This window comes from Bacteroides sp. BFG-637 (assembly GCF_024793605.1).
GTDB lineage: Bacteria > Bacteroidota > Bacteroidia > Bacteroidales > Bacteroidaceae > Bacteroides > Bacteroides vicugnae.
Genome location: NZ_JANUPD010000002.1, coordinates 71,743 through 85,114, shown reverse-complemented (window position 1 = coordinate 85,114; position 13,372 = coordinate 71,743). Strand labels below are relative to the sequence as shown.

The window sequence follows — 13,372 nt, the reverse complement described above, 5'->3', positions numbered from 1 at the left end:
CATTATGCAGGATTTCGTTCATTTACATGTCCATACTCAATATTCTTTGTTGGATGGTCAGGCTAGTGTAGCTCGTCTGGTCGATAAAGCCATGAAGAATGGGATGAAGGGTATTGCCGTGACCGATCATGGGAATATGTTCGGTATCAAGGAATTTACGAACTACGTCAATAAAAAGAACAGTGGTCCGAAAGGTGAAGTCAAGGATCTGAAGAAGCGAATTGCAGGAATTGAGGCCGGCACGATAGAGTGCGAGGATAAGGAGGCGGAGATTGCTGCTTGCAAAGCTAAGATTGTGGAAGCGGAAAACAAACTATTCAAACCGATTATCGGTTGTGAAATGTATGTGGCACGCCGCACCATGGACCTGAAAGAAGGCAAGCCCGACCAGAGTGGTTATCACCTGATCGTATTGGCTAAGAATGAAACAGGTTATCACAACCTTATCAAATTAGTATCGCACGCGTGGACGCGTGGTTATTATATGCGTCCGCGTACTGACCGTAGCGAACTGGAGAAATATCACGAAGGACTTATTGTCTGTTCGGCCTGTCTTGGTGGTGAGGTGCCGAAACGGATTACTGCCGGACAATTTGCAGAAGCCGAAGAAGCAATACAATGGTATAAGAACTTGTTTGGGGATGACTACTATTTGGAATTACAACGCCATAAAGCGACTGTCCCCCGTGCCAATCACGAGTGTTATCCGTTACAGGTGAATGTGAATAAGCATCTGATAGAGTATGCTAAGAAATTCAATATCAAACTGATTTGTACGAATGACGTTCACTTTGTAGATGAAGAGAATGCGGAAGCGCACGACCGTTTGATCTGTTTGAGTACCGGTAAGGATTTGGATGATCCTACCCGTATGCTTTATACCAAACAGGAATGGATGAAAACACGCGAAGAGATGAATGAACTCTTCGCTGACGTGCCCGAAGCATTGAGCAATACATTGGAGATTCTTGACAAGGTAGAATATTACTCTATCGATCATGCACCTATCATGCCTACTTTTGCTATTCCGGAAGATTTCGGAACGGAGGAAGGCTATCGGGCGAAGTTTACAGAAAAAGACTTGTTCGACGAGTTTACTCAGGATGAACATGGCAATGTGGTATTGAGTGAAGAGGATGCGAAAGCGAAAATCAAACGTTTGGGTGGCTATGATAAACTCTATCGTATTAAACTTGAAGGAGACTATCTGGCAAAACTAGCTTTTGACGGAGCTAAGAGAATTTATGGCGAACCTCTGACGGAAGAAGTCGAAGAACGAATGAATTTTGAGTTGTACATCATGAAAACAATGGGTTTCCCCGGTTATTTCTTGATTGTACAGGACTTTATCAATGCCGCACGTAAGGAACTGGGTGTATCGGTTGGTCCGGGACGTGGCTCGGCTGCCGGTTCGGCGGTGGCTTATTGTCTGGGTATTACGAAGATAGATCCTATCCAATATGATTTGCTGTTTGAGCGTTTCTTGAATCCGGATCGTATTTCCTTGCCTGATATCGATGTGGACTTTGATGATGACGGTCGTGGTGAGGTGCTTCGTTGGGTGACGAATAAATATGGTCAGGAAAAGGTGGCGCATATTATTACGTATGGTACCATGGCGACAAAGATGGCTATCAAGGATGTTGCACGTGTGCAAAAGTTGCCTTTGTCAGAATCAGACCGTTTGTGTAAATTGGTTCCTGACAAGATTCCTGACAAGAAACTGAATTTGCCGAATGCCATTGCTTATGTTCCCGAATTGCAAGCAGCAGAAGCGTCATCTGATCCACTGTTGCGGGATACGATCAAGTATGCCAAAATGCTCGAAGGCAACGTACGTGGTACGGGTGTGCATGCCTGCGGTACGATTATCTGTCGTGACGATATCACCGACTGGGTACCTGTCAGCACTGCTGATGATAAGGAAACAGGTGAAAAGATGCTTGTCACTCAATATGAAGGTTCGGTCATTGAAGATACCGGATTGATTAAGATGGACTTCCTCGGTCTGAAAACCTTGTCTATCATTAAAGAGGCCGTTGAAAATATCCGTTTAAGTCGTAATATTGAGGTGGATGTTGATGCGATCGATATCTCTGATCCGGCTACTTATAAATTATATAGTGACGGACGTACAATTGGTACATTCCAGTTTGAATCTGCCGGTATGCAGAAGTATTTGCGTGAATTGCAGCCTTCTACATTCGAAGATTTGATTGCCATGAATGCCCTCTATCGTCCGGGACCGATGGATTATATACCTGATTTTATTGATCGTAAACATGGCCGCAAACCGATTGAGTATGATATTCCGGTAATGGAGAAATACTTGAAGGATACGTATGGGATTACGGTCTATCAAGAACAGGTGATGCTTTTGTCGCGCTTATTGGCCGATTTTACCCGTGGTGAGTCTGATGCGCTTCGTAAAGCGATGGGTAAGAAGTTGCGTGACAAGCTGGATCACATGAAACCTAAATTTATTGAAGGCGGAAGAAAGAACGGACATGACCCGAAAGTGCTTGAGAAGATTTGGACAGACTGGGAAAAGTTTGCGTCTTATGCTTTCAACAAGTCGCATGCTACGTGCTATTCGTGGGTAGCTTACCAGACAGCTTATCTGAAAGCGAATTATCCTTCTGAATACATGGCGGCTGTGATGAGTCGAAGTTTGTCTAACATTACCGATATCACGAAACTGATGGACGAATGTAAAGCAATGGGTATTCAGACACTGGGGCCGGATGTGAATGAAAGTAACCTGAAGTTTACCGTAAACCATGATGGCGATATTCGTTTTGGACTTGGAGCTGTCAAAGGTGTAGGTGAAGCTGCCGTGCAAAGTATTATGGAAGAACGCAGGCTGAATGGTCCTTTCCTTGGAATCTTTGATTTTGTACAACGTGTCAACCTCAATGCCTGCAACAAGAAAAATATGGAATGTCTGGCATTAGCCGGAGGATTTGATAGTTTTCCGGAACTGAAACGGGAACAATATTTTGCTGTAAACTCTAAGGGGGAAGTGTTCCTGGAAACATTGATGCGTTATGGTAACCGTTATCAGGCAGATAAGGCGGCTGCCGTCAATTCCCTGTTCGGCGGCGAAAACGTTATTGATGTTGCAACTCCTGAAATACCTCAAGGGGTAGAACGTTGGAGTGATCTTGACCGTCTGAACCGTGAACGTGATTTGGTTGGTATCTATCTTTCCGCTCACCCGTTGGATGAATTCTCTATCGTATTAGAACATGTTTGCAATACACGTATGGCGGATTTGGAAGATAAAGCCGCACTTGTCGGTCGTGAAATAACGATGGGAGGGATTGTGACCAGTGTTCGTCGTGGAGTCAGCAAGAACGGAAATCCGTATGGTATCGCCAAGATCGAAGATTATTCAGGTTCTACCGAGATACCATTCTGGGGAAATGACTGGGTGACTTACCAGGGATATCTTAATGAAGGAACGTTCTTGTATATTAAGGCCCGCTGTCAGGCCAAGCAATGGCGGCAAGATGAGCTGGAAGTGAAAATCACCTCTATGGAACTTCTTCCCGACGTGAAAGAAGAACTGGTGCAGAAGATCACGATTATCATTCCCCTGTCTGTCTTGAACTCGGCTTTGGTCACTGAACTTGCTACTCTGACAAAGGAACATCCGGGAAATACGGAACTATACTTCAAGGTGACAGATGATGCTGATGTAACTCATATGTCGGTTGATTTGATTTCCCGTCCGGTTAGGCTTTCAGTAGGCCGGGATTTAATAACATATTTAAAGGAACGTCCCGAACTGGGATTTCATATAAATTGATTATATTTGTGGCGAGAATAAGCTAACAAAATAACATTTAATAATTAATACTTAAAAAAATGGCTTTAGAAATTACAGACAGCAACTATAAAGAGGTTCTTGCAGAAGGAAAACCGGTTGTTGTAGATTTTTGGGCTCCTTGGTGTGGCCCTTGCAAGATGGTGGCTCCTATCATTGAAGAATTGGCTGCGGAGTTTGAAGGACAAGTAATCATCGGTAAATGCGATGTAGATGAAAATGGCGATATGGCTGCCGAATATGGTATCCGTAATATTCCTACTGTATTGTTTTTCAAGAACGGTGAAATAGTAGACAAGCAGGTAGGTGCAGTTGCTAAACCGGTATTTGCGGAAAAAGTAAAGAAACTTTTATAGTCGATAATACTTAATACCTATTACTTAATACTTAAATTACCATGGGACTGGAAGACGATTTTTTATTAGCAGATGCCGATGACGAGAAGACCATCGAGTTTATCAAAAACTATCTGCCTCAAGAACTGAAGGAAAAGTTCTCGGACGACGAATTGTATTATTTTCTCGATTTAATCGACGAGTATTACTCTGAAAGTGGCATTCTCGACGCTCAGCCTGATGAAGATGGTTATGTCAACATCGATTTGGAAGAGGTTGTGGCTTACATTGTAAAAGAAGCCAAAAAGGATGAAGTAGGAGAATATGATCCTGAAGAAGTCCTCTTTGTGGTTCAGGGAGAGATGGAATACGGAAACTCTCTGGGACAAGTGGACTAAACGACGTCCGGTCTCATTGTAGATAAAATTAAGATAAGGGGTGTGCTCTGTGAGTATACCCCTTTTTTGTGCGGTGTTTTTCTCAAACATTCTTATGCCTATGAGAAAAAGTTCTCACTGCGATGAGAAAAATACTCATTGCAATGAGAATTAATTCTCACTGTGGTGAGAATAATCCCTTGCCTGAATAGTCTGAAACAGCGTATTCTGGTTATATTTCCTCCAATGCATAATACTGATAATCGCGAAGTATAGTCTGAAGAAATTTTTCCTGATTACCGTCACGAGGAGTAATGGAAAGCAGTTCCTGTACTTTCTTTGCAAGTGCCATGACACGTCTTGCCCGGTCTTTCTCGCTGGATTCCAGTGTTCGGGTAATTACATTCACTTGTTCGAGTGATAAATCAGCCGATTGCGGATATACCGGATTATAATTCTGGGTAAGATAATCAAATTCATCCAGGCTGACATGTATCTTACGGTAGTTTTTCTCTTTAATCACCATCGTACCGGCAGCAAGATCCCCTAACCGTTGATTGTTTTTATTCAATAAAACGACCAGAAGCCCCAGCCCGCTTGTGATGGGACCATCAATGGGGAAAAGAATCCATCTTAACAGATAAGAGCCTATACTGGGAGTGGAACCGTCCACTTTTACAACACGGATATTGATAAGTTTCTTCCCGAAACTCTGTCCGTGATAGAACATTTCGCAAAGAAAAGAATAACCGAGAATCGGCAAATAAACGATACACAGGAAAAAGAATAAACTGAATCCTGACGGTAAACTTAATTCGGATAAGAGAGTGGCAGTGGACAAGATGTAAAGCCCGATCAGAAAATAATCGATGATTAAAGCCATCAGTCGTTCGCCGATACTGGCTGGCGTTTGGCTGATACGAACGAATTGTCCGGTTATTATCGTAGATTCTGCCATTTCAGGTTAAACATTTTTAGGATTCCGTTGCAAATATATCATAATTCTCTTATTTTTGCTTCCGGTTTCGGACAAAACTTATCTGAAATCTATTGAAAAGCATGAAAGAAGTAACGTTTATTCGTCGGAACATTGAAAAATGGAAGGAGACAGAGAAGGTTGTGGAGCGGGCGGCGAGTCTGTCTCCCGATCAACTAGCCGATGCATATACGGACTTGACAGCTGACTTGGCATTTGCTCAAACACATTTCCCGACTTCCCGTATTACTATTTATCTGAATAATCTGGCTTCGGCATTACATAACGAGATTTACCGGAATAAACGCGAGAAGTGGACACGCATTATTACCTTCTGGACACAGGAAGTGCCACGAACCATGCACGATGCACGCCGCGAATTACTGACCTCCTTTCTGATTTTTGTAGCCAGCGCATTAATCGGTGTATTATCAGCAGCGAATGATCCGGATTTTGTCCGGCTGATATTAGGAAACGGTTATGTAGATATGACACTTGATAATATAGCCAATGGTGAGCCCATGGCCGTGTATAACGGTTCTTCTGAAGTACCGATGTTTCTAGGCATTACGCTTAATAACGTGATGGTATCTTTCAACTGTTTTGCCATGGGATTGCTGACTAGTTTCGGCACAGGATATATGCTTCTTTCCAATGGCATCATGGTAGGAGCTTTTCAAACTTTCTTTTATCAACACGATTTGTTGTGGGAATCCAGTCTTGCCATTTGGCTGCACGGAACGCTTGAGATTTGGGCGATTATTGTGGCCGGTGCTGCCGGATTAGCTTTAGGCAACGGCTGGCTGTTTCCCGGCACCTATTCCCGACTGGAATCTTTCAGAAGAGGGGCGAAGCAAGGCTTGAAAATAGTGATCGGCACTGTCCCGGTATTCATTATGGCAGGCTTTATAGAAGGTTTTATTACCCGTCACACAGAACTTCCCGATATGTTGAGGCTTGGTGTGATACTCACTTCTCTGGCATTTATTATATTCTACTATATTTATTTACCAAATAGAAAAAAACATGGAATCACAGAAACCTAAGATTGCGATGTATGTGAAACGTCCTTTCGGTGAGAAGTTGAACGCTTCTTTTGATTTTATAAAAGAGAATTGGAAACAATTGTTTAAGTATTCAACTTATCTGATACTTCCTATATGCATCATTCAGGCTGCTAACTTTAGTGGTTTAATGGGAAGTATGACAGATCTTACTGCTATGCAGACTTCAGGAGGAATAGGTGAGAATCCATTGGCTGCTCTGGGACCCTCATTTGCATTGAATTATGCAGGAGTGATCTTCTTCTCATGCTTGGGAGGTTTGCTGCTGACTTCCCTGATTTATGCGATGGTACGATTGTACAATGAACGGGAAGAACGCCTGAATGGAATTGTATTTAGCGATATAAAATCGTTGCTGCTCCGTAATGTCAAGAGGCTGTTCCTGATGGGAATTGCTTGTGGTTTCTTGTTCTTCTTTGCGGTGATCCTTGTTGTTCTATTGGCTGTGTTAACACCTTTCACGCTCATTCTGACCATCCCGCTTTTATTCGCATTTATGGTACCTTTGGCATTAATGGCTCCCATCTACTTGTTTGAAGACATTTCGTTGGGCGAGGCATTTGCGAAAACATTCCGGCTAGGATTTGCTACGTGGGGCGGAGTCTTTCTGATATTACTGGTGATGGGGCTTATTGCCAGCGTATTGCAAGGAATCGTTTCTATACCCTGGTATGTGATCTATATTGTCAAAATGATCTTTACGATGAGTGATGGGGGGGCAACTTCTTCATCAGTCGGACTGAACTTCGCACAATATTTGTTCTCTATCCTGATGTTGTATGGTTCTTACTTGTCGGCTATATTCAGTATCGTCGGCTTGGTTTATCAGTACGGTCATGCATCGGAAGTGGTAGATAGCATAACGGTAGAAAGTGATATTGATAATTTTGACAAACTCTAAAACGGACCTCAACTAAATGAATCTCACTTCCCCGGCTGATACATTAGTCTGTGATACGGTGCAGATTGCCCTTTGGCAGTCTGATCCGGCATACAACTATAACCGTGAATTGATTACTCCGGAGATGAATGTCTTTGAGTGGATCAGCAGGCAGTTTGGGGAATTGATGCGTAAAATATTTGGCAGTCGTTTTGCTGAAGAGTATTCAGGGCTTATACTGATATGTATTGCGATTCTTATTTTGCTGTTGATTGTTTGGTTCCTCTATCGGAAACGTCCCGAATTGTTTATGGTCTCTCGTAAGAATGCATTGCCTTATACGATTGAAGAGGATACAATTTACGGTGTGGATTTTCCGGGAGGTATTGCAGAGGCACTTTCCCGTCAGGATTACCGGGAAGCGGTACGTTTGCTTTATTTGCAAACTTTGAAACAACTTAGTGACGCAGAACGTATTGACTGGCAACTTTATAAAACACCTACCCAATATATTAATGAAGTACGGATGTCGGCATTCCGGCAACTGACCAATCATTTCTTGCGGGTGCGTTATGGTAACTTTGAGGCGACGGAAGAACTCTTCCTGACCATGCAGTCTCTACAGGGAGAAATAAAGAAAGGAGGCGTCTCATGAAAGGAAGCCGCTGGTTCATTATCTTTATTGCCGCCTTTCTATTTATCATGTTTGCAATAGAATATCATTTGCCGAAGAACTTTGTATGGAAGCCCACTTTCGGACATTATGATGAGCAACCTTTCGGATGCGCGATATTCGATAGTCTGTTGTCTTCTTCTTTGCCACAGGGCTACACCTTTTCGAAAAAAAGTCTCTATCAGTTGGAGCAGGAAGATACGACGCAGCGCAGAGGGGTATTGGTAATCTCTGATAATTTGAGATTGTCGGATGTTGATGTAAACGCTCTGTTGAAAATGGCGGAACGTGGAGATAAGATCATGCTGGTGAGTACCTTGTTTGGCAGATATCTGGAAGATACTTTGAGTTTCAGGTCTTATTATTCTTATTTCAGTCCGATGGCTTTGAAGAAATATGCAACTTCATTCTTATTAAAAGACAGTCTGTGTTGGGTGGGAGATTCGGCGGTTTATCCCCGTCAGACCTTTTATTTTTATCCCCAGTTGTGCTCTTCTTATTTTGGGGGAGATTCGCTTCCTGAAAGGGTGCTGGCACAAAAAGTCCTTGAGTCGAATGAATTTAAATACGAAACCGAGGCGGACTCACTGGTCACGGATAGTGTTACTTATATGCCTGTAGCGATGTCCCGTCAGTGGGGTAAAGGAGAGGTCATTTTAGTTTCCACTCCGTTGATTTTCACCAATTACGGTATATTGGATGGCAAGAATGCAACCTATATTTTCCGTCTGTTGTCACAGATGGGAAAACTGCCCATAGTTCGTACAGAGGGATACATGAAGGAGACGGCACAGGTGCAGCAATCTCCTTTCCGCTATCTTCTGGCACACCAGCCGCTTCGTTGGGCTTTATATCTGACAATGATTACCATCATACTCTTCATGATATTTACTGCGAAGAGACGGCAACGGGCTATCCCTGTTATTCAGGAACCGGCCAATAAATCTCTTGAATTTACCGAACTGATAGGTACACTTTACTTTCAAAAGAAAGATCATGCGGATCTGGTCCGAAAGAAGTTTTCCTATTTGGCCGAAGAACTTCGGAGGGAGATTCAGGTAGATATTGAAGAAGTGGAAGATGATGAACGCTCTTTCAACAGAATTGCCCGGAAAACAGGAATGGATATACAAGAGATTGCGAAACTGATCCGCGAAGTACGTCCGGTGATTTACGGAGGACGTACGATTGATGCGGATCAGATGAAAGTGTATATTGATAAAATGAATGAAATAATCAATCATATCTAAAGAAGAAATTTATGGAAGAGAATACAGAACAGCGAGTAGATTTAACTCTCTTTTCCGAGAAGATACAAGAGTTGAAAGACCGGATTGCTTGCGTCATAGTAGGACAGGAGCAGACTGTCGATTTGGTACTGACGGCTATTCTGGCGAATGGACACATATTGATAGAAGGTGTTCCGGGTGTTGCTAAGACACTGTTGGCTCGTTTGACTGCCCGTCTGATTGATGCCGATTTCAGTCGTATCCAGTTTACTCCGGACTTAATGCCGAGTGATGTGTTAGGTACGACTGTGTTTAATATGAAGACCAATGGCTTTGATTTTCATCAGGGACCGATTTTTGCAGATATTGTATTGGTGGATGAAATCAACCGTGCTCCTGCCAAGACACAGGCCGCCTTGTTCGAGGTAATGGAAGAGCGCCAGATCAGTATTGACGGAACCACTCACCGGATGGGAGAGCTTTATACGATTCTGGCTACCCAGAATCCGGTAGAGCAGGAGGGAACATACAAACTTCCCGAAGCACAGCTCGACCGTTTCCTGATGAAGATAACAATGGATTATCCCTCATTAGAGGAAGAAGTGAACATTCTGGAACGTCATCATACTAATGCTGCATTGGTGAAGTTGGATGATATCACTCCCGCCATTACCAAAGAAGAAGTGCTGTCGCTCCGTGCTTTCATGAATCAGGTGTTTGTAGATCGAACGTTGCTTCAATACATCGCATTGATTGTGCAGCAGACCCGTACCAGTAAAGCCGTATATTTGGGAGCCTCTCCACGTGCATCTGTAGCTATGCTGCAATCGTCGAAAGCTTATGCCCTTTTGCAGGGACGTGATTTTGTGACGCCGGAAGATATTAAGTTTGTAGCTCCCTATGTACTTCAGCACCGCCTGATCCTGACTGCGGAAGCTGAAATGGAAGGTTATTCTCCGGTGAAAGTGACACAACGTTTGATTGATAAAGTGGAAGTTCCGAAATAGTTGATAAATGATAGTTGATAGTTTATTGCTACAATCTAACCACAGTCTTTAATCTTTAATTTCTAATTAATCAGTTAATCAGTTGTTTTTAACTCGTCGTTTCTATATTGCCCTTGTCGTAGTTATCCTGTTATTGGGTAGCGGATACGTCTTTGCTCCGTTCTTTGTCATCGGGCAGTGGACTCTTTTTGTCCTGCTTCTGGTGGTACTGGCAGATGCATATTCTCTTTATCGCATTCGTGGAATCCGCGCTTTCCGTCAGTGTGCCGACCGCTTCTCCAATGGTGACGAAAATGAAGTGAGTATTCGGGTGGAAAGTAGTTATTCGCATCCTGTATCTTTAGAGATCATAGATGAGATTCCTTTTATCTTTCAGAAACGTGATGTTGACTTTCAGGTGAAGCTTGGAGCAAACGAGGGAAAAACAGTTACCTATCATCTTCGCCCTACTCATCGTGGTGTTTACTCTTTCGGTCATATCAGAGTTTTTGTGACCGGAAAAATCGGCTTTATATCCCGACGTTATACTTGTGCGGAACCTCTGGATATTAAAGTGTACCCGTCCTATTTGATGCTCCATCAATATGAATTGTTGGCAATAAGTGATAATCTGACTGAATTGGGAATAAAGCGTATTCGCCGGGTAGGACATCATACGGAGTTTGAGCAGATCAAAGAGTATGTAAAAGGTGATGATTACCGCACGATTAATTGGAAAGCAAGCGCCCGCCGACATGGACTTATGGTGAATGTATATCAGGACGAACGTTCCCAACAGATTTATAATGTGATAGATAAAGGTCGAGTGATGCAGCAAGCCTTCCGAGGGATGACTCTGTTGGATTATGCGATTAATGCTTCGCTGGTATTATCGTATGTTGCCATGCGGAAAGAAGATAAAGCCGGCTTAGTGACCTTTGATGAGCATTTCGATTCTTTTGTTCCTGCTTCTAAGCAACCGGGATATATGCAAACCTTGCTAGAGAATCTTTATAGTCAGCAGACCACTTTCGGAGAGACGGATTTCTCGGCTCTTTGTGTCCATTTGAACAAGCATGTCAGCAAACGTAGCTTGTTAGTACTATACACAAACTTTTCGAGTATAGGAGGTATGAACCGTCAATTATCTTATTTGAAACAATTAAACCGCCAGCATCGCTTGCTTGTAGTCTTTTTCGAAGATGTCGATCTGAAAGAATATATAGCTCAACCCGCAAAAGATACGGAAAGTTACTATCGTCACGTGATCGCAGAAAAGTTTGCTTACGAAAAGCGGCTGATTGTATCTACTTTGAAACAACATGGAATCTATTCCTTATTAACCACACCGGATAACCTTTCAATTGATGTGATTAATAAGTATCTGGAGATGAAGTCACGGCAACTATTGTAATATGAATATCAATAATAGTCAGACTTTTTATTCTTCTTTATTATTCCATAGAACTTATAATCCTATGGCTTTTCGTGTTTCCACAAAAAAGAATATAGCCATGCCGATAATGATAATCCCTAATATCCCATAGAAGAGTCGTGCCCGGTTGCGTCCTACGTTTCTGACAATGGTTTGCGCATTACGTGTTGTGAAGAACCAGTCCCAGTTAAGCAATGACGCCAGCAGGGAGACAGTTCCTGCCAGCGCAAAGATTCCTTGTACGATATATTGCCCGGTCATAGTTTAATCACTCTACTTCCGTCTTCCAATTCTTCAATTGTTACTTTTACGGCGTCACCCGGTAGTAATTCCTCCACCAGTTCCGGCCATTCGATAAAGCAGAGAGCACCACTGTAGAAATAATCTTCGTATCCCATGTCGTACACTTCACTTAGTTTCTTGATGCGGTAAAAATCGAAGTGATAGATTAACTCCCCGGTTTCGTCCGAACGGTATTCGTTGACAATAGCAAAAGTCGGAGAACTGATAACATCGGCTACACCCAATTCTTCGCAGAGTGCTTTCACAAATGTGGTTTTACCGGCACCCATCTTTCCGTATAAAGCAAATACAGTGTTGTCGCCCATAGCAGCGATGAATTCCCGGGCTGCTTCCATGGATCCTTTCCAGTGATTGAATTTTGATTTCCATATACTATATCTATTATGATGACTTTTTCCTGCAACAACTCTTTCCGATTTTGCAGACAGCATAAATCAGGATAGAGAAGAATATGATGGAAGCTCCCGAGGGGACTTTCCAATGATAAGAAATAAATAATCCGCCCAAGCATCCCAAGAAACCGATACCGATGGACAACCAGATGATTTTCTTGAAACTATAAGTGAAGAGGTTGGCCGTCATTTGTGGAATGGTGAGAAGAGATATGGCTAACACAATACCTACCATCCGCAGGCAGGCTACAATAGTCAATGCGATGAACATCATCAACACGTATTCGAATATCTCTACCGGAATCTTCTGCGAACGTGCAAATTCACGGTCAAAGGCAATATATACAATAGGACGGATAAACAGATAAAAGAATCCGGTCAGTATGAGTGCCAATATGCCGAGCATCCATAAGTCAATTTGATTGATGGTCAGGATATTCCCGAAAAGATAAGCTGATAAGTCTGGTGCAAATCCGGGTGACAAAAAGCTGAACATGATTCCGAGTGCCATTCCCAATGTCCAGAATACTGCAATGGCAGAGTCCTCGCGCATATCTTTCCGTCTGCTGAGCCACTCCACACCGAAGGCTGATAAAACCGAGAATACAGCTGCCGAGAGTATCGGGGAAATGCCGGCAAACAATCCTAACCCGATTCCTCCGAAAGAAGCATGAGTGATTCCTCCACTGATAAATACCAGGCGGCGGGTAACGATGTAGGTACCGATAATCCCACAGGCAATGCTTGCCAGCAGACTACCCAACAAGGCGTGTTGAAAGAATGTATATTGTAGTAAATCCAAGTAAATTAAAAATTAAAGATTAAAAATTAAAGACCGTGATTAGATGATAACAACAGGCCATCATCTCTCACCTATCATTTATCACCTATTA

General features: G+C 42.8%; 12 protein-coding genes and 1 pseudogene. 9 read left to right on the top strand and 4 right to left on the bottom strand.

All coding sequences use genetic code 11. The annotated features are described in order from the left end of the window. The first annotated feature begins 4 nt into the window (after nt 1-4). The 3 genes from dnaE to NXX38_RS00370 are packed head-to-tail and all read left to right on the top strand — an operon-like array spanning nt 5 to nt 4,562. Nucleotides 5-3,811: a DNA polymerase III subunit alpha gene (gene dnaE / locus NXX38_RS00380; RefSeq protein WP_195649158.1), complete on the top strand. Its 3,807-nt coding sequence runs from the start codon at nt 5-7 to the stop codon at nt 3,809-3,811. Between the two features lie 59 nt (nt 3,812-3,870). Next, the gene (gene trxA / locus NXX38_RS00375) at nt 3,871-4,185 is read left to right on the top strand and encodes a thioredoxin (protein WP_004307938.1); all 315 of its coding nucleotides are present in this window, start codon (nt 3,871-3,873) and stop codon (nt 4,183-4,185) included. 41 nt (nt 4,186-4,226) lie between these two features. Next, nucleotides 4,227-4,562, top strand: coding sequence for a hypothetical protein (locus NXX38_RS00370; RefSeq protein WP_004307939.1), 336 nt, complete (start codon nt 4,227-4,229; stop codon nt 4,560-4,562). Between the two features lie 211 nt (nt 4,563-4,773). Here NXX38_RS00370 and NXX38_RS00365 read toward each other — a convergent pair whose 3' ends face one another. Further along, complete coding sequence (locus NXX38_RS00365; protein ID WP_258978280.1) at nt 4,774-5,499, bottom strand: RDD family protein; 726 nt, start codon at nt 5,497-5,499, stop codon at nt 4,774-4,776. Between the two features lie 101 nt (nt 5,500-5,600). Between NXX38_RS00365 and NXX38_RS00360 the strand changes: the two genes are divergently transcribed. The 6 genes from NXX38_RS00360 to NXX38_RS00335 all read left to right on the top strand — a co-directional run bounded on the left by NXX38_RS00360 (nt 5,601) and on the right by NXX38_RS00335 (nt 11,763). Next, entirely contained in the window at nt 5,601-6,563 is a 963-nt protein-coding gene (locus tag NXX38_RS00360) for a stage II sporulation protein M (RefSeq protein WP_258978279.1), read from the top strand. Beyond that, nucleotides 6,544-7,482 (top strand): hypothetical protein, encoded by a 939-nt coding sequence (locus NXX38_RS00355; RefSeq protein ID WP_148365246.1) that lies wholly within the window; start codon nt 6,544-6,546, stop codon nt 7,480-7,482. Before NXX38_RS00360 ends, NXX38_RS00355 begins: the two co-directional genes overlap by 20 nt. 16 nt (nt 7,483-7,498) lie before the next feature. Continuing rightward, nucleotides 7,499-8,116 (top strand): DUF4129 domain-containing protein, encoded by a 618-nt coding sequence (locus tag NXX38_RS00350; RefSeq protein WP_258978278.1) that lies wholly within the window; start codon nt 7,499-7,501, stop codon nt 8,114-8,116. Then, a complete protein-coding gene (locus NXX38_RS00345; protein WP_258978277.1) occupies nt 8,113-9,384 on the top strand; it encodes a DUF4350 domain-containing protein in 1,272 nt (423 codons plus the stop codon). Before NXX38_RS00350 ends, NXX38_RS00345 begins: the two co-directional genes overlap by 4 nt. Nucleotides 9,385-9,395: 11 nt before the next feature. After that, the gene (locus tag NXX38_RS00340) at nt 9,396-10,370 is read left to right on the top strand and encodes a MoxR family ATPase (RefSeq protein WP_258978276.1); all 975 of its coding nucleotides are present in this window, start codon (nt 9,396-9,398) and stop codon (nt 10,368-10,370) included. An 82-nt stretch (nt 10,371-10,452) separates the two neighbouring features. Then, entirely contained in the window at nt 10,453-11,763 is a 1,311-nt protein-coding gene (locus tag NXX38_RS00335) for a DUF58 domain-containing protein (RefSeq protein ID WP_258978275.1), read from the top strand. Between the two features lie 54 nt (nt 11,764-11,817). Here NXX38_RS00335 and NXX38_RS00330 read toward each other — a convergent pair whose 3' ends face one another. From NXX38_RS00330 to NXX38_RS00320, 3 genes and pseudogenes are all read right to left on the bottom strand, one after another. After that, entirely contained in the window at nt 11,818-12,045 is a 228-nt protein-coding gene (locus tag NXX38_RS00330) for an immunity 17 family protein (protein WP_117934321.1), read from the bottom strand. Further along, nucleotides 12,042-12,456, bottom strand: a pseudogene (tsaE, locus tag NXX38_RS00325) (tRNA (adenosine(37)-N6)-threonylcarbamoyltransferase complex ATPase subunit type 1 TsaE). The gene NXX38_RS00330 and the pseudogene tsaE overlap by 4 nt, the downstream one beginning before the upstream one ends. 12 nt (nt 12,457-12,468) lie before the next feature. Continuing rightward, nucleotides 12,469-13,281 carry a metal ABC transporter permease gene (locus NXX38_RS00320; RefSeq protein ID WP_007757858.1) on the bottom strand — a complete coding sequence of 271 codons (813 nt, stop codon included), beginning with the start codon at nt 13,279-13,281 and terminating at the stop codon, nt 12,469-12,471. Between the last annotated feature and the right edge of the window lie 91 nt (nt 13,282-13,372).